We start from the raw sequence: 20,294 nt of genomic DNA, 5'->3' as shown, positions 1-20,294 counted from the left end.
TGCGCCGTTAAAACGGAATTATCCGCTTGCCACCTGTTACCCTGACAGACCTGGCGACGGGCATCAGGGTTTGGAGGAACCGATGATGATTGCCAGCATTCTGATTGCCGTGATCGCGGCAATCCATATTTACATCGTCATTCTGGAAATGCTGCTTTGGGAGAAGCCTGCCGGTCGCAAGGCCTTCGGTCTTTCCGCGGATTTTGCCCGGCAGACGAAAGTGCTGGCCGCCAATCAGGGGCTTTATAATGGTTTTCTCGCAGCGGGGCTGATCTATGGGCTCACGCAGGGTGACGACGGGCTGAACTTCAAAGTCTTCTTCCTGACCTGTGTGCTGGTGGCCGGTATTTTCGGCGCCGTGACAGCCAATATCAAAATCCTGTTCATTCAGGCATTGCCGGCATTGTTTGCGCTCGGCTTCCTCTGGATCGGAGTATGAACAAATGACCGCATGGAACGATACGTCCGCAAGAGACGCTCTCAACCGCATCTTCATGACCGCAGTCGCCAGCGCCGATCCCTCTAAGGTGTTGCAACAACACCTGCCCTCCCCGCCTAGAGGGCGGTGTGTGGTGGTTGGCGCAGGCAAGGCTTCCGCCGCGATGGCCGCAGCGCTTGAGGCGGCATGGCCAAATGTCGATCTTTCCGGCGTGGTAGTGACGCGTTACGGCCATGCCGTCCCGACCGGACGCATTGAAATCATCGAAGCCTCGCATCCGGTGCCGGACGACAGGAGCGCCGAGGCCGCAAAACGCATTCTCGCCGCCGTTGAAGGGTTGACTGCAGACGACATGGTCATCGCGCTGATTTCCGGCGGTGGTTCGGCGCTGATGATATCACCCGCCGAGGGAATGACGCTTGCGGACAAGATGGCGGTCAACCGCGCTTTGCTTGCCAGCGGCGCCACGATTTCCGAAATGAACGCCGTGCGCAAGCACCTCTCCCGCATCAAGGGCGGGCGACTGGCGCTGGCCGCCAAACCGGCCAGGGTCGTTTCCCTGCTGATCTCCGACGTGCCGGGCGACGATCCCTCGGAAATCGCCTCGGGCCCGACGGTCGCCGATCCGAGCGATATTGAAACCGTGCGGGAAATCATTTCCCGTTATGCGCTCGATCTTCCCGAAAATGTGCGCAAAGTGCTGGAAAAAGGCGAGGAAACCCCGAAGGCCGGCGATATCGAGGAAGATATCCGGCTCATCGCCGCCCCCTCGCTCGCCTTGCAGGCGGCAGCGGATGAGGCGGTGAAGCTTGGCTTAACGCCGCTCATCCTCGGGGATTCGCTGGAGGGTGAATCCAGGGATGTCGGCGCGGTCATGGCCGGTATCGCGATTTCCGCTCGCCGCAAGGGCCTGCCACTCAAAGGCCCGGCCGTTTTGCTTTCCGGCGGCGAAACCACGGTTACGATCGGTAAGGGGCCGGCCGGCAAGGGCGGCCGCAACACGGAATTCCTGCTGAGCCTTGCGCTGACGCTCAAAGGTGCTGATGGCATATGGGCCATTGCCGGCGATAGCGACGGCATAGACGGAGTGGAGGATGCCGCGGGCGCCGTGGTGACGCCGGACACACTTGCCCGTATGCGCGCAGCCGGTGTCGATCCGCGCCAGTCACTCGTGAGCCACGACAGCTATACGGCTTTCAGGGCGGCAGGAGATCTTGTCGTGACCGGTCCAACGCTCACGAATGTCAATGACATCAGGGCGATTTTGATCGACTGATAGCGGGGCATTGGCAGAGACGACTGAGCTTCCGGCACGTGCTCGTAGAGGAGCACGTTTTGACTATACACTGGGACAGGAGTAATCTGGCGGGATATCTTTTGGAGCCTCAGCCATGCGTCCTGGAGTGCTCATACTTGGCTTGGCCATCGCCCTTATACCAACTTTGGCGGATGCCCATAATTGCAAATGCCGAAATCGCGGTGTCATGTTTCAGCTCGGCCAGACATCCTGCCTCAGGGTCGATGGCGGGTCCTATCTGGCCCGCTGCGAGATGAAACTCAACGTTTCCTCCTGGACCAAGATCCAGGACGGCTGCCCCGTGACGGAACGCGTGGAATCGACGTCGTCCAGCGCTTATCACTAAGTCTTTGGCCCCAGTGTACGAAGGAGCTGGCGCATCAGCTTTTTTCTTCTCCCCGGGGCGGGGAGAAGAAATACGCTGCAACCTCGCCTCAGAGCTTCACCCAGCCACCGTTCTTCTTGCCGGACTCGATGCAGGCCGTAACAAAGGCGACACCCTTCACGCCATCATCGACGGTCGGGTAAATTACGGCCTTGTCGAGCGCCGATCCGGTGCGGCGGGCTTCGATGGCATGCGCCGCCTCGGTATAGATCGTTGCAAAGGCTTCGAGATAACCTTCCGGGTGGCCGGAAGGGATGCGGGTGACGCGTGCTGCGGCAGCCCCTGCCCCGGCACCGCCGCGGGTGATCAACTGCTTCGGCTCGCCAAGCTTCGTGAACCAGAGATAGTTCGGGTCGGCCTGCGTCCATTCGATGCCGGCCTTGTCACCATACACACGAACTTTCAGCCCGTTTTCGTGGCCGACTGCAACCTGGCTGCACCAGAGCAGCCCCTTTGCCGCCTGCTTGCCACCCTTCGGCTTGAAACGCAGCATCACATGCGCATTGTCGTCCAGCCGGCGGCCTTCGACAAAGGTATGCACATCTGCCGCCAGTTCGTCGACTTCCAGACCGGAAATGAAGCAGCCGAGATTATAGGCATGCGTGCCGATATCGCCTGTGGAACCACCCGCACCGGATTGGGCCGGGTCGGTGCGCCAGACAGCCTGTTTGGCACCCGTCTGCTCGATGGGTTCCGCCAGCCAGTCCTGCGGATATTCCATCTGCACCAGACGGATCGTGCCGAGAGCGCCCGATTCCACCAGTTCCCGTGCATGCCGCACCATCGGATAGCCGGTGTAATTATGCGTCAGGATGAACAGCGCATCGGCCTTGTCAGCGACGTCCTTCAGCTTTTTGGCGTCCTCCAGATTGGAGGTCAGCGGCTTGTCGCAGATGACATGGATGCCACGCTCCAGAAACGCCTTCGCCGCCGGATAATGCACGTGGTTGGGCGTGACGATCGCCACCGCCTCTATGCCATCCTCGCGTAGCGCCTCCTTTTCGGCCATCTCCTCGAACGAACCGTAGCAACGCTCGGGATCGAGCCCCAGTTCACGGCCGGAGGCGAGGGATTTTTCCGGGGTCGAGGACAGCGCCCCTGCCATGAGATCGAAACGATTGTCGAGCCGCGCAGCCATGCGGTGAACACCACCGATAAAGGCACCCGAGCCGCCGCCCACCATGCCAAGACGAATCCGCTTGTTCGCCTTGTCGGTTGTCTTTCCTTCAATAGCCATAATGTTTCCTCTGCAATGCTCTCAAAGCCCAAGCATACGGCGGTTGGCCGCATCGTCGGTGCCACCAGATGCAAAATCGTCAAAGGCTTTTTCCGTGACGCGGATGATATGCGCCTTGACGAATTCAGCCCCTTCGCGGGCACCATCTTCAGGATGTTTCAACGCACATTCCCACTCGACCACAGCCCAGCCATCGAAATCATTGGCGGCCATTTTCGAGAAAATCGCACCGAAATCGACCTGCCCGTCGCCCAGCGAACGGAAGCGGCCGGCCCGTTCCACCCAGCCCTGATAACCGCCGTAAACGCCCTGCCGTCCGGTCGGGTTGAACTCCGCATCCTTGACATGGAACATCTTGATGCGGTCTTTGTAGATATCGATATTATCGAGATAATCGAGGCATTGCAGCACGTAATGCGAGGGGTCGTAGAGCATGTTGGCACGGGGGTGGTTCTTCACCCGTTCCAGGAACATCTCGAATGTGACGCCATCATGCAAATCTTCACCGGGGTGGATTTCATAGCAGACATCCACACCCTGCTCATCGGCATAATCGAGGATCGGCGTCCAGCGTTTGGCAAGTTCGTCAAAGGCTGTTTCTACAAGACCGGCCGGGCGTTGCGGCCACGGGTAGACGAAAGGCCAAGCGAGCGCGCCGGAAAAGGTCGCATGCGCCTTGATGCCGAGATTTCTGGAGGCTTTCAGCGCAAACTTCACCTGCTCCACCGCCCATTGCTGACGCGCTTTCGGGTTGCCACGCACTTCCGGTGCGGCAAAACCGTCAAAAGCCTCGTCATAGGCTGGATGAACCGCAACAAGCTGGCCCTGCAAGTGGGTGGAAAGCTCGGTCACTTCCACACCGTTCTGGCGCGCGACACCGGCGAATTCGTCGCAATAGTCCTTCGATTCCGCCGCTTTTTTGAGATCGATCAGCTGCCCGGCCCAGGTCGGCACCTGCACGCCAGCATAGCCCTTTTCCGCCGCCCATTTGGTAATGCTGTCCCAGCTGTTGAAGGGGGCCGCATCACCGGCGAACTGACCGAGAAAAAGACCCGGTCCCTTGATCGTTCTCATAAAAATCTCCTCCTGCATCGATACAGTTACGCGGTAACCCCGCTTTGTTCCCAATCGCCAAGCTAACCGCTCGTGATTTTCAGACAAGCCCCAAAAGCGAAGGGGCAAGAGAATTTCAGCATTTCATCAAGAACATCTGGGCACTTAAAGCGCCAGTCCGCTCGCCCTGTCGAAGACGTGCACGCGCTCATGGTGCACGGTGGCGGCAAAGGGCGTGTTGACCTTCACCGGCTGCTCACCATCCACCAGTGCCGTGACTTGATCGCCCGCCAATTCGAAGACCACATGGGTCTGCGCGCCGGTTGGCTCCACCAGCACCGTTCTGCCGGTAAGCGAGATATCTCCCCCAATCGCGGAACCGATATGTTCGGGGCGAAGCCCGATCGTCACGGGCTGGCCGCGCTTGACCTTGCGGGAGGCGGCAATGCGGATCGCGGTTCCGTCCTTCAGCCGGGCGGCGGGCTGGTCACCCTCGCCATCCACCACGCCTTCTATGAGGTTCATCGCGGGCGAACCGATGAAGGCGGCGACGAAGAGATTTGCCGGCGTCTTGTAAAGCTCAAGCGGTGTGCCCTGCTGCTCGATGCGGCCGTGATTGAGCACCACGACCCGGTCGGCCAGAGTCATAGCCTCGATCTGGTCATGGGTCACATAGATGGAGGTCGTGCCGACCTTCTGGTGCAGCGCCTTGATTTCGCTGCGCATCTGCACGCGCAGCTTGGCATCCAGGTTGGAAAGCGGCTCGTCGAACAGGAAGACGGCGGGGTTGCGAACGACAGCGCGACCCATGGCGACACGCTGGCGCTGACCGCCGGAAAGCTGCGAGGGTTTGCGGTCCAGAAGCTTGCCGAGATCAAGCATACGGGCAGCTTCCGTAACACGCTCTTCAATGACGTTTTTCGGCTGGCCGGCAAGCTTCAGATTGAAGCCCATATTTTCAGCCACCGTCATATGCGGGTAAAGCGCGTAGGACTGGAACACCATCGCGATGTTGCGCTCACGCGGGGTCATGCCATTGACCACCTTGTCGCCGATGAGAATATCGCCATCGGTGATTTCTTCCAGCCCGGCGATCATGCGCAGTAGGGTGGATTTGCCGCAACCGGAAGGGCCGACCAGCGCGATGAATTCTCCATCAGCAATATCGAGCGATATGCCGTGAATGACATCGAGCGCGGCATAGGACTTGCGGATCTCTCTAAGTTCGACGGAAGCCATATTTTGCTCCTTTCACGTCACGATTTGACGGCACCGGCCGTCAGGCCCGCGATGATGTGTTTCTGTGCGAGGAAGAAGACGATGACGGTCGGCAGGATCGTCAGCGTGATGAAAGCAAGAACAAGCTGCCATTCCGTGCCGAACTCACCGCGATAGACCATGATGCCGAGCGGCCAGGGATATTTCGATTCCGAATTCAGCATGATCAGCGGCAGGATGTAGCTGTTCCAGCTGCCGACAAAGGAAACGATGCCAACGGTCGCCACGATCGGCCGCGAAAGCGGCACGGAAATATGCCAGAAAAAGCGCAGATAGCCGCAGCCATCCACAAAGGCCGCCTGAAACAGCTCGTCGGGCAGATTACGGAAGTAATTGCGGAACAGGAGAATGCTCATGCCCAGCCCGAAGGCCACCTGCGGCAGCACCACGCCCCAATAGGTATCGAGCAGGCCAAGATCGCGAATGCGGATGAAGAGCGGCAGAATGGCTGTGGCCGCCGGGAACATCAGCCCGAGCAAGAAATAATTGAGCAGGAAAGACGAGCCAAAGAACTTCACATGCGCGAAAGTGAAGGCCGCCATGGCCGAAACTGTCAGCGTCAGGAACACCGTCAGCAGTGCGATGACGAGCGAATTGAAAATCTGCAGCCAGTAGCGTTTGCCGAAGAGGATATCGCCGTAATTGGCCCATTGCCATTCGGCCGGAATTCCGAACGGGTTAACGCGCAGGTCTCCCAGCGTCTTGAAGCCACCGAGCGCCGTCGTGAGAAGCGGGATGAGCACGATGGCTGCAATCAGGCTCAATGAAATATAGAGATAAAGCTTGGTTTGCAGCGGCATGCGGACGGAAGTGGATGTGTCAGTCATGGCGCATGAAAATCCTTTTGTAACCGAAGGCGAGCGTCACGCAGATGACGAAGAGAACGACGCCAACCGCACTGCCAAGCCCGACCTGCATGCGCATGACGCCGTAGGTGTAGAGGAAGGTGACCATGGTCTGCGTGGAGTTGGACGGACCGCCGCCGGTCAGCGGCATGATCATATCGAACAGCTGCAGCGAGCCTATCACTGCGAAGAAGACGGAAAGGCGAACCGTGGAGCCGAGCATCGGCAGCGTAACGTAACGGAATTTCTGCCAGCCGGACGCGCCGTCGATTTCGGCCGCTTCCAACACGTTCTTGTCGACGGATTGAAGGCCGGCGATGAACAGCATCATGTGGAAACCGAAATATTTCCAGACGATGACGCCGAGCACGGCATAGATCGCCACATCCTTGTCAGCCAGCACATAGGGATTGGCGAAACCGAAGAAATTGGAAATGGCGGCAAACAGGCCATAATCGCCATCATAAACGAAACGCCAGATCAGACCCGCCGCGACGTCAGCCAAAACATAAGGCAGGAAGAATACCAGCCGGAAAGCGACGACACCGGGAATGCGGTGCGCCAGCATCATGGCGAGCCAGATGGCCAGCGGAATCTGGATCAGGATCGAAATGAGGATGATGAGGCCGTTATTGATCAGGGCCTGCGAGAATGCGGCATTGCCGAAAAGCACCTGGAAATTCTTCAGGCCGACAAAATCGGTCGGCGTGCCGTAGCCGTTCCAGCGGTAAAGGCTGTACCACGCCGCCTCGCCCATGGGCAGGATGACAAACAGGGTAAAGAGCAAAAGTGCGGGCGGCAGGAAGACCAGAAGGGTCAATGCCCGGTCATGCGCGACCGAACTTTGCTTGCGCCTGGCCTTTGCCGCGCCGCGCGCCGGTATGGACGCAGAAGTCATGGAAATATCCGTCATCTCTATCCGCTTTCATGGAGGCAGATAAGCAGCGCCGCACATTCGCGGCGCCGCCATGGAAACCAGATCAGCGCAGTTCGAATGCGTCCTGAATCTGCTGGGCACCCTCTTCGGCAGTCATCTGGCCGGAAACGATCTCAACCGAGATATCGTTGACGACACGACCGACGGCAGCGCCGAGCGTCTGGTCGAAGAAGTTCTGGTGCCAGGTGGAAGCAGCCAGCTGCTTGGCGGAATCCGCCAGCAGCGGGTTCTTCACCGCACCGGCAGCCCCTGTGGCAACCGGCAGGATCATACCGGCGGTCGCCATTTTCTCTTCGCTTTCCTTGCTGGTCAGGAAGGTGGCGAAATCGACAGCCTCCTTGGAGGCGTTCTTGGTGAGCGCCCAGCCGTTCAGGCCGCCCAGAGTGTCGGTAGCCTTGCCTGCGCCGCCTTCGACAACTGGGAAAGCGAAGCGACCGATATTTTCAGGGGCCAACCCCTTGCCGTCGCCGGCATTCTTGCGCTGGTTCGCTTCGGTATTGTCAAAGCCGAGAATGATTGCGGCCTTGCCATCGCCAAAGACGCCCAGTGCCTGTGGCCAGGTTGCACCAAGATACCCCGGCTGGAAGGGTTCGAGCTTGCCGAACTCGGCCAGTTGCTCACCCGCCTTGATAATCGCCGGATCCATAAAGCCTTCGCCTTCACCCTTGCGGGCTGCGTCAAACACGGCCTGGCCGCCATTGCGCATCACGAGATAGCTCCAGTAGAAGTGGATCGGCCATTTCTCACCGCCGCCACCTGCAATCGGCACGATGCCGGCGTCTTTGATCTTCTTCACCGTCGCGCTGAAGTCCGCCCAGGTCTTGATGTCTTCGGCCTTCACACCGGCCTTGGCGAAAAGCTCCTTGTTATAGAAGAAGCTGACGAGGCTGACACGATAAGGTACGGCCCAGACCTTGCCGTCGAAAGACAGGCCGTCAATTGCGGATGCGTTATAGGCCTGGCGCAGCTTGCCGCCATCGGCATCGAAAACCTCGGTCAGATCCTTCAGCGCACCGGTTTTGGACTGTTCCTCAAGAACGCCACCACCCCAGCTATAAAAGAAGTCCGGAACATCGTTCGATTGCAGCAAGGTCGGCAATTTTGCCTTGAAGGCTTCGTTTTCGAGGAACTGCAGCTGAACATCCACATCGGGGTGCTTGGCCTCGTATTCCTTGGCAATTTCTTCCCAGACAGCCACGGATTTCGGGTCCAGCTCAACATGCATCCATTTAACGACCGTCGCGGCCGAGGCGCTTGCTGCGCCGAGCATGAGAGCAATGCTTGTCGTTGCGGCAAAGCCTGTCAGCCTGCCGCTCAGGCTTGCGCCTGCGTGCCAAATCGTCATGATGGTGATCCTCCCTCGGGGATTTCCTCATTTATTCCCCAATGCGGATTAATTCACATTAGCCCTCGCCCAATGTCAAGGCACTATGCCGATTTTTTGCGCGAACAGCTTGACACACCCCTCCCCTACACCGTTATTTAATCCGCAACCCGACGTAAATCGCTTCTCGAACCGGCATTGATCGCAGCAGGACCCCATGAAGACCGCAGACCCCGAACTAATGCGCGCGATCAACAGGCTGAGCGTGCTGGACAGCATCCGCCGACATGGGCCCATTTCCCGCGTTGAGATCAGCGAACGCACCCAGCTTTCCACCACGACCGTTTCCGCCATTACCGCCTCACTTTTGGATGACGGGCTCATCCTGACCCGGCACCTGGGCGATATCCGCACCGAAGGTGGGCGCGGCAGGCCGCGTGTGATGCTGGAGCTGAACCCGGATGCCGCCCGCGTTGTGGGCGCCAAGATTGCCGCAAACCGCATGGTCTTTGTCGTCACCGATTTTTGCGGCAATGTACTCTCCACGCTTGCCTTGCCGATCCGGGTAGACCGCCAGCCCATAGGCGTCATCGCCGATCTCGTGGAGGACGGCGTAAGACGTTGCGTCGTCGATGCGGGTCTATCGCTTGAGGATGTGGACATGGTCTGCCTCGGCCTGCCCGGCGTCATCGAACATCGCACCGGCAAGATTCGAAGCAGCCCGATTTTGCGGGAAGTGAATGTTAATTTCGCTGAGGAAATGACGGCACGGCTGAATTCGCCGACCATTATAGAAAGTGACGCCCACGCGATCACGCTTGCCCATCACTGGTTCGGCCATGCGCGCGATCTCGAAGACATGGTGCTGATTTCGCTGGAACAGACGCTCGGCCTTGGCGTGCTGCACCAGAACCAGCTCTTCCGTGGCGCGGGCGGTCTCAGCCACAATCTGGGTGACCTCGTGATCGGCCTTGCCAATGAAGGCACGGTGCGGCTGGCGAGCCAGGCCGGTGAAAACGCGATTTTGGGCTCCCGCCCGGCGGATGGGCGTTTTGCCGAAGCGATCCGGCTCGGCCGTGGCATGCAACATGCTCATGCGCTGATTGCGGCCGAAGATCACGACCTCATTACGGCCGCCTTGCGAGCCGGTGCCGCCCTCGGCCTGACACTAGCCAATATCGTCACGCTGTTTGCGCCACCACGGGTCATCATTACCGGCTCCAGCCTCGAACTTGGCGAACCTTTCATCGCCAGCATTCGCAACAGCTACAACGCCGCCGTGCCGCCATCTCTGGCCGGTGTGGCGGAACTGGTTTTCGATGTTGCAAGCGACGAATTGTGGGCGCAGGGGGCCGCGGCCGTTGCGCTTTACGAACTTTACGAATCGCCATGGAACACGACCGGGCCAGCGCTCTAACCCGCAGGGGTGAGCACAGGCCAAGGCATTTCTGATTTACGGGAGGATTTTATGAACAAAGTCGGCATCGGCATCATCGGCTGCGGCAACATTTCCAGCGCCTATCTCAAGGCCATGGCTTCGTTTCCCATTCTCGACATTCGCGGTCTTGCGGATATGAACGAGCAGGCGGCAAAGGCCCGCGCCGACGAATTCGGCCTCCAGGCGAAAAGCATCGACGCACTTCTCGCCGATCCCTCGGTGGAGATCATCGTCAACCTGACGATCCCCAAGGCGCATGTAGAAGTGGGTCTGCGCGCGCTGGACGCCGGCAAGCACGCCTATTCGGAAAAACCGTTGGGCATCAATTTCGCCGAAGGCAAACGCCTTGCGGACGCGGCAAAGGCAAAGAGCCTGCGCATCGGTTCGGCTCCGGACACCTTCCTCGGCGGCGGGCACCAGACAGCGCGCCGGTTGATCGACGAGGGTGTGCTTGGCCAGCCCGTGGGCGGCACCGCCACCTTCATGTGCCCCGGCCATGAACGCTGGCACCCCAACCCAGCCTTCTATTATGAGGTTGGTGGCGGGCCGATGCTGGATATGGGACCCTATTACATCACCGATCTCGTCAACCTGTTTGGCCCGGTCGCCAGGGTGGCGGGTTTTGCCATTGCCCCCCGCAACGAACGCCTCATTACAAGTGAGCCAAAGAACGGCGAAAAGATCCCCGTTCATGTCGCCACCCATGTGTCCGGCGTGCTGGCCTTCGAGAATGGCGCCGTTGTGCAGGTGGGCATGAGCTTTGATGTCGCCGGCCACAAACATGTGCCGCTGGAACTCTACGGCACGGAAGGTACGCTGATCGTCCCCGACCCCAACCATTTTGGCGGCGAGGTGCAATTGTTGAAGAAGGGCGGACAGTTCGCGCCGCAGACCCTGTCTTCGCCCTATGCAGACGGAAATTACCGTTCGATTGGCGTCGCCGACATGGCCTACGCCATCCGCGAGAACCGTCCGCACCGCGCCAATGGCGATCTTGCCCTCCACGTGCTGGAAGTCATGGAAGCCTTCCAGACGGCGTCAGATAGCGGCACGACCGTTTCCATCACCACCAAGGCGGAACGTCCTGCTCCCCTTGAAACATCGCTGGTCGACGGCCAGCTCGGCAAATAATCCCGAGGAGGAAATAAATGCGCGAAGCACTCATCGTCTGGGGCGGCTGGAGCGGCCACGAGCCGCAGGAATGCGCCACCATCGTCAAGGACATTCTGGAGGAGGACGGTTTCAAGGTCTATGTCGAGCACAGCACCGAGGCTTTCGCCGATCCGTCGGTGCATGATCTCAGCCTCGTTGTGCCTATTGTCACCATGTCAAAGATCGAGAAGGAAGAAATCAAGAACCTGACGGCGGCTGTTGAAAACGGCGTCGGCATCGCCGGCTTTCATGGTGGCGCGGGCGACAGTTTTCGCGAATGCGTGGAATACCAGTTCATGATCGGCGGGCAATGGGTCGCCCATCCCGGAAATATCATTGACTACACGGTCAACATCACCCGCCCTGACGATCCGCTGATGGAGGGGATTTCCGATTTTCCCTATACGTCAGAGCAATATTACATGCATGTCGACCCCTCCAACGAGGTTCTGGCGACAACGACGTTCACCGGTGATCACGCTTGGTGGATCGACGGCGTGGTGATGCCGGTGGTGTGGAAACGCAAATACGGCAAGGGCCGCGTTTTTTATTCGGCGCTCGGACATCAGGCCAAGGAATTTTCCGTGCCGCAGATGAAGACCATGTTTCGCCGCGGCGCCAACTGGGCGGCGCGTTGAGGTTATCGGCAGCCTCTCCCTCGCAACGTCATCCTCGGCCTCGCGCCGAGGATCGGCAGCAAATCCTCGGGACAGGCCAGAGGATATCGGGGGATAGGTTCCACGTTCCCGACAAGCCGAGAAGATGAACATCTCAAGCCCGAACGATTTCTTCCGTCGCCATCGCCGCCCCCAGCACATGGTCATCCGTACCGTCTAGGCCTGAAAGCAGCAAACCGACCGGCATGCCTGCGTCACCCGTTCCACAGGGGATCGAAACACCGCAGAGATCGAAGAAGTTGCCGATCTGCGTGTTGCGCAGGGTTTTTGCATTCATGGCGAAAAAAGCATCGTCATTTTGGAGAAGCGGCGCGACCCTGGCCGCAACATGCGGCAATGTCGGCGACATCAGCAGTTCGCCTTTCCCGATCATTCCCGAAAACGCCGCAGTCATGCGTTCACGCGCATCGATGATGGCTATGTAATCCGGCACTGAAATATTGGCCCCCAGCTTCGTTCGTGCGACAACGCGCGGGTCCATGCGCGCGGCATCAGCACCTTCCAGCCGGGTTTTGTGCAGGGCAAAGGCCTCCGCGGTCACCAGCGCACCCTTTTCCTTGATAAGGTCGAACAGTTCCGAAAAAATCGGGAATGCCTGTCGTCGCACCGAGGCACCGGCGCGGACAAGACGGTCCACCGCCTGCTCGAAAGCGGCCGCGACTTCGTCCTCGATTCCGTCGAAAAATACGGTCTCGGGCACAACAAGCGAGAGGCTGGAAAGTGGCACGCGCTGCACATCGGCGGCAGTCCTACCCCGCATGGCGGCATCCACCCAGACCGCATCCTGAACCGTGCGGGTGAGGGGCCCGAGCGAATCGAGACTCTTCGCCAATGGATATACGCCGCGCATCGAATAACGGCCGCGACTGGCCTTGTAGCCTACCACGCCATTGAAAGCGGCGGGAATGCGGACCGATCCGCCCGTATCCGTGCCGATCGCCACCGGCACCAGACCGGCCGCCACGGCCACGCCCGCACCGGAGGAGGAACCGCCGGGCAGACGGTGTCCATCCGTGGAAAGGGGATTGCGCGGCGTGCCGTAATGCGGATTGATGCCAAGACCGGAAAATGCAAACTCGCTCATATTCGTTCGGCCGATGCAGATCATGCCGGCCTGTTTCAGCGCGGTCACCACATCAGCGTCCCGCGACGCAGGCTCATCATCCGCAAGCACGGTCGATCCGGCCGTGGTCACCGTTCCCTCCAGATCAAAAAGATCCTTCCAGGCCACGGGAATGCCGTCGAGAAGCCCGCGGGAACGGCCTTCGCGAATTCGTGTCGATGCGGCCTCCGCTTCGGCGGCGGCCCGCTCCGCCGTCAGCCCTATGAAAATGGCCTGATCGGCCTCCTGACGGATCGCATCGACTGTCTCTTCCACCAGGGCGCGCGGATCAAGGTGGCCACCCTGGATGAGAGCGGAAAGCTGCGCGATGTTCTTGCCCCTGTGAGCCATGACGAAATTCCCTAAAATCGGCGTATCATGCCCAACATGCCGTTTATGCAAGGCTTGGCAAGGCCGGTCGCGGGATTTTCCCGGACGGCCGTTGCCGTCACTGGAACTTGCTGCCAGAGTCTATTTCTCAACCTGAAGTGCAAAGACAGACCGCTTATATAAGCAGCGACTGTAAAAAGACGGATTAATTCTTAATCGCATCTAAACTTTGTTGAATTATTTAGCAGACACCATTGAAGTGCATGCCCTATAAAAATTCCATAAAACAATCATAACGCGACATCGCGGGGGACTATCGCGAATGGAAGAGACTGCCTATCGGGGGATGGATAGACAGGTAGAGCCCGGCCACATGCTTCGCTCAACGACGCCGCCGGAAAAGGGCCGGTCGTCGCGGCGGCGCTCGCTCGCCAGCAAGATAACCCTGATTTTCCTGGGTGGGGTGATCTTCGCCTACAGCATCGGCGCGCTTGTGGGCTGGTACATGTTCGTTGCCGCCGCCAGCGAACAGTGGCTCAATCAGGCCCGCGTCAACTCCCAGATTGCCAGCGCCACCCTTCGAAGCATCTACACCTATGTCAGCGTCACGGCGGATGCCGATGGCCAGGTCAACGGCATTTTGACCGACAAGCCTATCGGCGACGATGAATCCATTCTCGTTACGGGCTTCAATCCAAGCGATGTTCTCGCGCTCATCGGCGCCCAGACGAAAAATGCCGTCTGGCTATTCCGCTATGATGACGCCGATTCCGGTTTCAGGCAGATCGCAGCCGCTTTCGACAACGCCACAGACGATGATGAAAAACCGCTCGCTACCGACCCGATCTTCGCCAGAGATGCCGTGGCGGCGCGCTTCGCGACGGGGTTTGCAACCATAGGCGACTCCAGCCACTATATCGGCCTGCTGCCGATCATCAGTACGGAGACGAAAAAGCCGATCGGCGCGGTCGCCGTCAGCATCGGTGGTTCGGATGCGCTTTATGGTGCGCAGCGCAAACTGATCTACAATTCGCTCATCGCGCTGATCGTGGTGCTGACCGTGACAGGTGTTCTGGTAACGGTCATCGCGCGGCATTTCCTGAAACCCGTACCGGCGCTGGTGCAGGCGACCCTGCGGATCGCCCGCGAGGAAACCGATGTCGCAACCCCCTTTCAGGATCGACGGGATGAAATCGGCGACATGGCAACCGCCATCGAGATGCTGCGCGAAGCCGTTCTGGAACGCGGACGCCTGCGGCAGATACGCGACATGGCGCAGCAAATGGAGCACATGGCCCATCACGATGCGCTGACCGGGCTTCCAAACCGGGTGCTGCTGATGAAGACGCTGGAAAATCGCCTTGAGCATCTCTCCGCGTCCGGCCAGCTGTTCAATGTCATGCTGCTGGACCTCGACCGTTTCAAGGCCGTTAACGACACGCTCGGGCACGCGGCCGGCGACGCCCTGTTGGTGGCTGTCGCTTCGCGAATCTCCTCCGTCCTCGGAGAAAACGACATGGTGAGCCGCCTGGGCGGCGATGAATTCGCGATCATACAGTCGACAAGCGGCGACTTTGAGAGCGATGCGGCGATGCTGGCAGCGCGGGTCGTGCATGCCGTGTCTCGCAGTTTCGCGCTCGAAGGCAGCGACATCAGCATCGATACCAGCATCGGCATCGCCTGTGCGCCCGGTCATGGCACATCGGCCACGCAGCTGCTGCAGCATGCCGATCTCGGCCTTTACCGGGCGAAATCCATGGGCTGCGGCTATTTCGTCTTCTATGAGCCAGGCATGGACATGGCTGCACAGCACAAGCACGCGCTGGAAATAGACATGAAATCCGCCCTTGAAAACCATGAGTTCGAGCTGCATTACCAACCCGTGGTCAATCTGCAGAGCGGCCGCATCGTCGCCTACGAAGCGCTTGCCCGCTGGCGCCACAGCAAGCTTGGCCTGATCTCTCCTGACCGCTTCATCGCGCTTGCGGAAGAAAACAACTTCATCAGGCCGTTGGGCGAGTGGGTTTTGGCGCAGGCCTGCATGGATGCAATGACCTGGCCGAAGGATATCAGACTTGCCGTCAACCTATCCGCCGTTCAGCTTTGCAATGACGATATCGTCCCCATTGTGGACCGGGCGCTTGAAGCATCCGGGTTCCCGGCGGAGCGACTTGAGCTGGAAGTGACGGAAACGGCCATGCTTGAGCGCGACAGCAGCACGCGCGTCCTAAAAATGCTGAAGGATAGAGGCGTCCGCCTGGCGCTTGATGATTTCGGCACCGGTTATGCGGGGCTCAGCACGCTCACCCACGTCGCCTTCGACAAGATCAAGATCGACCGCGAATTCGTTTCCGGCCTTCCGGCCAATCCCATGTGTTCGGCTATCGTCAACACCGTTATCGACATGGCCGAACAGATCGGCCTGAAGGTGACCGCCGAGGGGGTGGAAAACGTGGAGCAGGTCGAGGTGCTCAAACTTTCCGGATGCGACGAGGCCCAGGGCTATTATTTCGCCGAGCCTGCACCGCTTGCGCAGGTTCTAAAAAACCGTGCGGTCATCGTCCAAGTGGGAAAAACCGAAATCGCCGATCGAGCCGCGCAGACGGGCCACGATGCCGGACGACCGACACAGGACACCTATTGCCCTTCACAAAAAGCGATTTGAGAAACCGGCCGCCGGCCAAGAGGACATAAATGCGTATTGCAGTCTATTGCCTTTTCCTCACATGCTTTGCCCCCCTCACCCCGCTGCAGGCTGCCGGTGAAGGCGACACGCTTCAGCAGATCGCCAGGACCGCAAAAATCCGCATCGGCTATCGTGAGGCTGAACCCCCCTTTTCCTATCAGCTGCCGAACGGAGAGGTGACCGGTTTCTCAACCGATCTCTGCAAGACGATCAGCGAGGACATTCGCAAGTCCCTGAAACTCGACAAGCTCGACGTCGAATATGTCAAGGCCACGCCCGCCACCCGCTTCATCCTTGTCCGCGGCGGTCAGATCGATATCGAATGCGCAGCCACCACCAATAATAGCGACCGTCGCAGGATCGTGGATTTTTCCTATCCGAATTTCATGACGGCAACACAGTTTCTCTCGCGCAAGCAGGACAATCTGAAAAGCCTCGCCGATCTGGCAGGCAGGTCAGTCACATCCGCCTCCGGAACCGTCAATATTGAGCAGCTCAATGCCGTGAACCGTGAGAAGAACCTCAATATCTCCGTCATGCCGACGAAAACCAACGAGGAAGCCTTCGCCCTCGTCGTTTCCGGCAAGGCTTCGGCTTTCGTGATGGATGGTATCCTGCTGGCGGCGCTGGCGGCGACATCTGAAAATCCGGATCTTTATGCGCTTTCCGAGGAGACGCTGAGCGCACCCGAACCCTATGGGCTGGTCTTCCGTCGCGACGACCCGGCCTTCAAGGCGGTCGTCAACGACAGCCTGAAACGGATTTTCACTGGCCCCGCCATTCATGATCTCTATGAAAAATGGTTCACCAGACCCATTCCGCCAAACGGCATGAATCTGAACCTGCCGATGGCAGCAGCTCTGAGACAGGCCTACGAACAACCGAAAGAATATCGGGATTAAGGTGCTCGCACCCCCGCCTCCATTTTCATGAAAACACGTTTCGACAGATACTTTAGCTGGAGATGCGCGATGCAGAGATCGACATTATGGTTTGCATTAGGAATTTTTAGCCTTTTATCCACTCATGCGGCCGGGCAGGAAGTGCAGCCGCCGACACTCGAGACCATTGCTAGAACCGGTGTCATCCGGCTGGGTTATGCCGATCGCAATATCCCCTTTTCGTATCTCGGCACCGGCCCGGAGCCGATCGGCTACAGCATCGAGCTTTGCCTCAAGGTGGTGGATTCCATCAGGGAAAAACTGGATCTGCCGGGACTGAAGGTCGACTTTGTCAAACGCACGCCCAGCAATCGGATCACGCTTCTCAATGACGGCACGATCGACATGGAATGTGTGGCGAGCACGAACACGGAAGAACGGCGCAAGGCCGTATGGTTCTCCTACAGCCACTTCATCACCGGTACGCGATACGTGGCGCTGAAATCGAGCGGCCTGAATACCGTCGCGGATCTTGCCGGGCGTACCGTGGTGGTAACGACGGGAACCATTAATATCAGCCAGTTGAACGTGCTCAATCGCAAACTGGGGCTGAACATCGCCGTGCTGCAAAATGACAGCACCGAAGGCGGTTTCGAGATGGTGACGGAAAACCGTGCTTCGGCTTTCGTCATGGACGATATTCTTCTGCGATCCTTCGTCGCAGAAACAGGCAGGCCTGAGGATTACGCAATTTCAAATGAATATCTTGCGCCACCCCAACCCTACGGCCTGATGCTTCGCCACGGCGATACCGGTTTCAGAGATGCCGTCAACGAGGCCCTGGGTGAAATCTATGCGAGCGGTGAAATCGACAAAATCTACGAGAAATGGTTCAACGCTCCGATCCCGCCGAACGGGATGAACCTTCAGCGCCCGCTTCCGGACGATCTCGCTGACGCGTTTCGAAACCCCGTGGATACGACCGCGCAATAAAACGCCGCCCGGTTGGGGCGGCGTCTTTCATGCCTATGTCACGCGGCGCGGAGATCTGCGCCCAGCGGAATTTCGACGTCGATCTCGAGAATCGAGAAATGTTCGTCGCGATCCATCTTCACGTGCACACGGTCGCCGTCGATCTGTACATGCTTGGCAATGACGCCTAGAATTTCTTCCCGCAGGATGGCGACAAGATCAGAGCCCGATGAGGCCCGCTCATGGGCGAGCAGCACTTGCAGGCGCTCACGCGCAAGCGGTGCCGACTTCTGTTTGCGAAAAAGATTGAAGAGACTCATGCAGCCCTCCTTGCGAAGATCTTGGAGAAGATGCCACGCTTTTCGCCCGGAATGACCACCGGAATATCTTCCCCCGACAGGCGGCGGGCAGCGTCGAAATAGGCCATGGCCGGCGCGCAACGGGCATCTGCGAGCGTGACCGGCGCACCGACGTTGGAGGCGCGCAGCACGTCCGAACTCTCGGGAATGATGCCAATCAACGGGATCGACAGGATTTCGAGAACGTCGTCGACCTTCAGCATATCACCCCGCTCCGCACGCGCAGAATCATAGCGGGTAATGAGAAGGTGTTTTTCCATGCGCTCGCCGCGCTCGGCCTTCAGCGTCTTTGAATCGAGCAGGCCGATGATGCGGTCGCTGTCGCGCACCGAGGAGACTTCAGGATTGGTAACGACCACAGCCACATCCGCATGGCGCATGGCCAGCGTCGCGCCGCGTTCGATTCCGGCGGGGCTGTCGCAGATCACCCAGTCGAAGTGCTTCTTCAACTCGTTGATGACCCATTCGACACCTTCCGGCGTCAGATTGTCCTTGTCCCGCGTCTGCGAGGCGGGCAGCAGGAACAGCGTCTCCAGGCGCTTGTCGCGGATCAGCGCCTGCGTCAGCTTGGCATCGCCCTGAATAACGTTGACGAGATCGTAGACCACGCGGCGTTCAGCACCCATGACGAGATCGAGGTTGCGCAGACCGACATCGAAATCGACGACTACGACCTTCTCTTTATTCTGCGCCAATGCGGCGCCAAGCGCTGCGGTCGAGGTGGTCTTGCCGACCCCGCCCTTGCCGGAAGTTACAACGACTACCTTCCCCATACGGCTCTCTCCTGTTCGTGCGTGTTTATCTGTTATCAGCCGAGTTTTGCGGCCTTGATCGTATCGTCTTCCAGCCAGAGCTGAACGGGTTGCCCGCGCAGCTTGTCGTCAATGTCCTCAGCCACCTTGTAGACGCCGTCGATTGCCAGAAGCTCGGCCTCCAGCTTGCGGCAGAAGATGCGCGCAGAGACATTGCCGAGCGAACCGGCCATGGCCCGCCCGCGCAGCGCGCCATAAACATGGATCGAACCGCCAGCGATGATCTCCGCTCCCGAGGCGACCGAGCCGATGACGGTCACGTCACCTTCGGGAAACATGATCGACTGGCCGGAGCGCACGGGCTCGTTGATGACGAGCGACTGCACGACGGCGCGGATTTCACCCAATGTACGGGGCTTCTCCTCCGGCAATTCGGCAACCACGGCGACCGGCTCGACCTCGACATCGGAAGCCGGCTTTCCGCCCTTCAGCGATGGGGGCATGCCCGGCTCGATCATCGAGGGACGAACGCCCTCGATGCCCATGATGCCGACATTGCGCTCCCTGAGCGCCGCCAGCAGGTCCTTCAGACCCGCCTTGTCGAGCGACAGTTCCGAAACATCGAGGACCACCGGCCGCGACAGGAAGAAGCCCGCCGAACGCGCCGCGAGATCATCGAGCCTTTCCAGCCATTGATCGACCGGAGCTTCGGGGGACAGGACGACTGCGAGGAAGGAGCGGCCTTTGATGCGGATGGAACGCTGGTCTGTTAGCACTTTGGTCATCTTGGTAAACAAATCGTTGACAATTAGGTACCTCGAATATGGTTAACAAATGGTTAACGCTACCCTCAAGAGAGGGAAATCGTTAAGAAAATTCCGCGTTCGAAACTCTCATGCAGAACCTTCTAGAACATCTGTTATCCCTTTGAATCTGGCCATTCCCTGACATATGAAGACAAAGGATAACAGCGCATCCTTGCTGCAGGCTGACTCCCGGTGTGGCTCTGTTCACCGCCGCCCTGCCTGCCGACGACCTCGACTCGCGTGAGTCTGACCGCGTCCGATTCCGGGACAACATCCCCCACCCGCGGCAGATGACCATCGGCCCTTGGTGGCTGAAAAACGATTCCGTTATGCCTGACAATACT

At 59.0% G+C, this 20,294-nt stretch carries 19 protein-coding genes; 9 read left to right on the top strand and 10 right to left on the bottom strand.

Features of this window, described 5'->3' with window-relative positions; genetic code table 11:
- Positions 1-85 precede the first annotated feature (85 nt).
- The 3 genes from FHW77_RS18570 to FHW77_RS18560 all read left to right on the top strand — a co-directional run bounded on the left by FHW77_RS18570 (position 86) and on the right by FHW77_RS18560 (position 2,082).
- A complete protein-coding gene (locus FHW77_RS18570) occupies positions 86-439 on the top strand; it encodes a DUF1304 domain-containing protein (protein ID WP_037093304.1) in 354 nt (117 codons plus the stop codon).
- Positions 440-443: 4 nt separating this feature from the next.
- On the top strand, positions 444-1,715 hold the full coding sequence (locus tag FHW77_RS18565; RefSeq protein ID WP_044459895.1) for a glycerate kinase type-2 family protein: 1,272 nt from the start codon (positions 444-446) through the stop codon (positions 1,713-1,715).
- A gap of 115 nt (positions 1,716-1,830) precedes the next feature.
- The gene (locus FHW77_RS18560; RefSeq protein ID WP_044459894.1) at positions 1,831-2,082 is read left to right on the top strand and encodes a hypothetical protein; all 252 of its coding nucleotides are present in this window, start codon (positions 1,831-1,833) and stop codon (positions 2,080-2,082) included.
- Between the two features lie 88 nt (positions 2,083-2,170).
- Here the strand turns inward: FHW77_RS18560 and FHW77_RS18555 are convergent, their stop codons facing one another.
- The 6 genes from FHW77_RS18555 to FHW77_RS18530 form a co-directional block, all read right to left on the bottom strand.
- Complete coding sequence (locus tag FHW77_RS18555) at positions 2,171-3,358, bottom strand: Gfo/Idh/MocA family protein (RefSeq protein ID WP_044459893.1); 1,188 nt, start codon at positions 3,356-3,358, stop codon at positions 2,171-2,173.
- Between the two features lie 21 nt (positions 3,359-3,379).
- Complete coding sequence (locus FHW77_RS18550; RefSeq protein ID WP_004438853.1) at positions 3,380-4,432, bottom strand: sugar phosphate isomerase/epimerase family protein; 1,053 nt, start codon at positions 4,430-4,432, stop codon at positions 3,380-3,382.
- A gap of 144 nt (positions 4,433-4,576) precedes the next feature.
- The gene (locus FHW77_RS18545) at positions 4,577-5,650 is read right to left on the bottom strand and encodes an ABC transporter ATP-binding protein (protein WP_044459892.1); all 1,074 of its coding nucleotides are present in this window, start codon (positions 5,648-5,650) and stop codon (positions 4,577-4,579) included.
- A gap of 17 nt (positions 5,651-5,667) precedes the next feature.
- Positions 5,668-6,516, bottom strand: a complete 849-nt coding sequence (locus FHW77_RS18540; protein ID WP_004438848.1) for a carbohydrate ABC transporter permease — start codon at positions 6,514-6,516, stop codon at positions 5,668-5,670.
- Positions 6,509-7,447 carry a carbohydrate ABC transporter permease gene (locus tag FHW77_RS18535; RefSeq protein ID WP_004438845.1) on the bottom strand — a complete coding sequence of 313 codons (939 nt, stop codon included), beginning with the start codon at positions 7,445-7,447 and terminating at the stop codon, positions 6,509-6,511. The genes FHW77_RS18540 and FHW77_RS18535 overlap by 8 nt, the downstream gene beginning before the upstream one ends.
- A 67-nt stretch (positions 7,448-7,514) precedes the next feature.
- A complete protein-coding gene (locus FHW77_RS18530; RefSeq protein ID WP_034498157.1) occupies positions 7,515-8,816 on the bottom strand; it encodes an extracellular solute-binding protein in 1,302 nt (433 codons plus the stop codon).
- 196 nt (positions 8,817-9,012) lie between these two features.
- Here FHW77_RS18530 and FHW77_RS18525 point away from each other — a divergent pair, with 196 nt between their 5' ends.
- The 3 genes from FHW77_RS18525 to FHW77_RS18515 are packed head-to-tail and all read left to right on the top strand — an operon-like array spanning position 9,013 to position 12,023.
- Positions 9,013-10,212 carry an ROK family transcriptional regulator gene (locus tag FHW77_RS18525; RefSeq protein ID WP_004438840.1) on the top strand — a complete coding sequence of 400 codons (1,200 nt, stop codon included), beginning with the start codon at positions 9,013-9,015 and terminating at the stop codon, positions 10,210-10,212.
- A 51-nt stretch (positions 10,213-10,263) separates the two neighbouring features.
- Positions 10,264-11,364 carry a Gfo/Idh/MocA family protein gene (locus tag FHW77_RS18520; RefSeq protein WP_044459891.1) on the top strand — a complete coding sequence of 367 codons (1,101 nt, stop codon included), beginning with the start codon at positions 10,264-10,266 and terminating at the stop codon, positions 11,362-11,364.
- 17 nt (positions 11,365-11,381) lie between these two features.
- Positions 11,382-12,023 carry a ThuA domain-containing protein gene (locus tag FHW77_RS18515; protein WP_004438834.1) on the top strand — a complete coding sequence of 214 codons (642 nt, stop codon included), beginning with the start codon at positions 11,382-11,384 and terminating at the stop codon, positions 12,021-12,023.
- A 133-nt stretch (positions 12,024-12,156) separates the two neighbouring features.
- Here the strand turns inward: FHW77_RS18515 and FHW77_RS18510 are convergent, their stop codons facing one another.
- Positions 12,157-13,515 carry an amidase gene (locus FHW77_RS18510; protein ID WP_044459890.1) on the bottom strand — a complete coding sequence of 453 codons (1,359 nt, stop codon included), beginning with the start codon at positions 13,513-13,515 and terminating at the stop codon, positions 12,157-12,159.
- A gap of 301 nt (positions 13,516-13,816) precedes the next feature.
- Here FHW77_RS18510 and FHW77_RS18505 point away from each other — a divergent pair, with 301 nt between their 5' ends.
- From FHW77_RS18505 to FHW77_RS18495, 3 genes are all read left to right on the top strand, one after another.
- Entirely contained in the window at positions 13,817-16,159 is a 2,343-nt protein-coding gene (locus FHW77_RS18505; protein ID WP_182590644.1) for an EAL domain-containing protein, read from the top strand.
- Between the two features lie 29 nt (positions 16,160-16,188).
- Entirely contained in the window at positions 16,189-17,082 is an 894-nt protein-coding gene (locus tag FHW77_RS18500; RefSeq protein ID WP_044459888.1) for an amino acid ABC transporter substrate-binding protein, read from the top strand.
- Between the two features lie 69 nt (positions 17,083-17,151).
- Positions 17,152-18,054, top strand: coding sequence for an amino acid ABC transporter substrate-binding protein (locus FHW77_RS18495; RefSeq protein ID WP_111814028.1), 903 nt, complete (start codon positions 17,152-17,154; stop codon positions 18,052-18,054).
- Between the two features lie 38 nt (positions 18,055-18,092).
- Here the strand turns inward: FHW77_RS18495 and minE are convergent, their stop codons facing one another.
- From minE to minC, 3 genes are read right to left on the bottom strand one after another with little or no spacing between them, the layout of a single operon-like run.
- Positions 18,093-18,353, bottom strand: a complete 261-nt coding sequence (gene minE / locus FHW77_RS18490) for a cell division topological specificity factor MinE (RefSeq protein WP_004438814.1) — start codon at positions 18,351-18,353, stop codon at positions 18,093-18,095.
- Positions 18,350-19,165, bottom strand: a complete 816-nt coding sequence (minD, locus tag FHW77_RS18485; protein WP_004438810.1) for a septum site-determining protein MinD — start codon at positions 19,163-19,165, stop codon at positions 18,350-18,352. Before minD ends, minE begins: the two co-directional genes overlap by 4 nt.
- Before the next feature lie 35 nt (positions 19,166-19,200).
- Positions 19,201-19,929 carry a septum site-determining protein MinC gene (minC, locus tag FHW77_RS18480; protein WP_044459886.1) on the bottom strand — a complete coding sequence of 243 codons (729 nt, stop codon included), beginning with the start codon at positions 19,927-19,929 and terminating at the stop codon, positions 19,201-19,203.
- Positions 19,930-20,294 lie beyond the last annotated feature (365 nt).

Origin of the sequence: Agrobacterium sp. RC10-4-1, assembly GCF_014138475.1 — a bacterium.
Lineage (GTDB): Bacteria > Pseudomonadota > Alphaproteobacteria > Rhizobiales > Rhizobiaceae > Agrobacterium > Agrobacterium pusense.
Note: the sequence above shows the minus strand (reverse complement) of the source record. Positions and strands in the feature narration are given on the sequence as shown.

Coding starts and splice junctions, on each gene's coding strand:
- FHW77_RS18570 (WP_037093304.1), top strand. CDS start 86: ATGATTGCCAGCATTCTGATTGCCGTGATCGCGGCAATCCATATTTAC.
- FHW77_RS18565 (WP_044459895.1), top strand. CDS start 444: ATGACCGCATGGAACGATACGTCCGCAAGAGACGCTCTCAACCGCATC.
- FHW77_RS18560 (WP_044459894.1), top strand. CDS start 1,831: ATGCGTCCTGGAGTGCTCATACTTGGCTTGGCCATCGCCCTTATACCA.
- FHW77_RS18555 (WP_044459893.1), bottom strand. CDS start 3,358: ATGGCTATTGAAGGAAAGACAACCGACAAGGCGAACAAGCGGATTCGT.
- FHW77_RS18550 (WP_004438853.1), bottom strand. CDS start 4,432: ATGAGAACGATCAAGGGACCGGGTCTTTTTCTCGGTCAGTTCGCCGGT.
- FHW77_RS18545 (WP_044459892.1), bottom strand. CDS start 5,650: ATGGCTTCCGTCGAACTTAGAGAGATCCGCAAGTCCTATGCCGCGCTC.
- FHW77_RS18540 (WP_004438848.1), bottom strand. CDS start 6,516: ATGACTGACACATCCACTTCCGTCCGCATGCCGCTGCAAACCAAGCTT.
- FHW77_RS18535 (WP_004438845.1), bottom strand. CDS start 7,447: ATGACGGATATTTCCATGACTTCTGCGTCCATACCGGCGCGCGGCGCG.
- FHW77_RS18530 (WP_034498157.1), bottom strand. CDS start 8,816: ATGACGATTTGGCACGCAGGCGCAAGCCTGAGCGGCAGGCTGACAGGC.
- FHW77_RS18525 (WP_004438840.1), top strand. CDS start 9,013: ATGAAGACCGCAGACCCCGAACTAATGCGCGCGATCAACAGGCTGAGC.
- FHW77_RS18520 (WP_044459891.1), top strand. CDS start 10,264: ATGAACAAAGTCGGCATCGGCATCATCGGCTGCGGCAACATTTCCAGC.
- FHW77_RS18515 (WP_004438834.1), top strand. CDS start 11,382: ATGCGCGAAGCACTCATCGTCTGGGGCGGCTGGAGCGGCCACGAGCCG.
- FHW77_RS18510 (WP_044459890.1), bottom strand. CDS start 13,515: ATGGCTCACAGGGGCAAGAACATCGCGCAGCTTTCCGCTCTCATCCAG.
- FHW77_RS18505 (WP_182590644.1), top strand. CDS start 13,817: ATGGAAGAGACTGCCTATCGGGGGATGGATAGACAGGTAGAGCCCGGC.
- FHW77_RS18500 (WP_044459888.1), top strand. CDS start 16,189: ATGCGTATTGCAGTCTATTGCCTTTTCCTCACATGCTTTGCCCCCCTC.
- FHW77_RS18495 (WP_111814028.1), top strand. CDS start 17,152: ATGCAGAGATCGACATTATGGTTTGCATTAGGAATTTTTAGCCTTTTA.
- minE (WP_004438814.1), bottom strand. CDS start 18,353: ATGAGTCTCTTCAATCTTTTTCGCAAACAGAAGTCGGCACCGCTTGCG.
- minD (WP_004438810.1), bottom strand. CDS start 19,165: ATGGGGAAGGTAGTCGTTGTAACTTCCGGCAAGGGCGGGGTCGGCAAG.
- minC (WP_044459886.1), bottom strand. CDS start 19,929: ATGACCAAAGTGCTAACAGACCAGCGTTCCATCCGCATCAAAGGCCGC.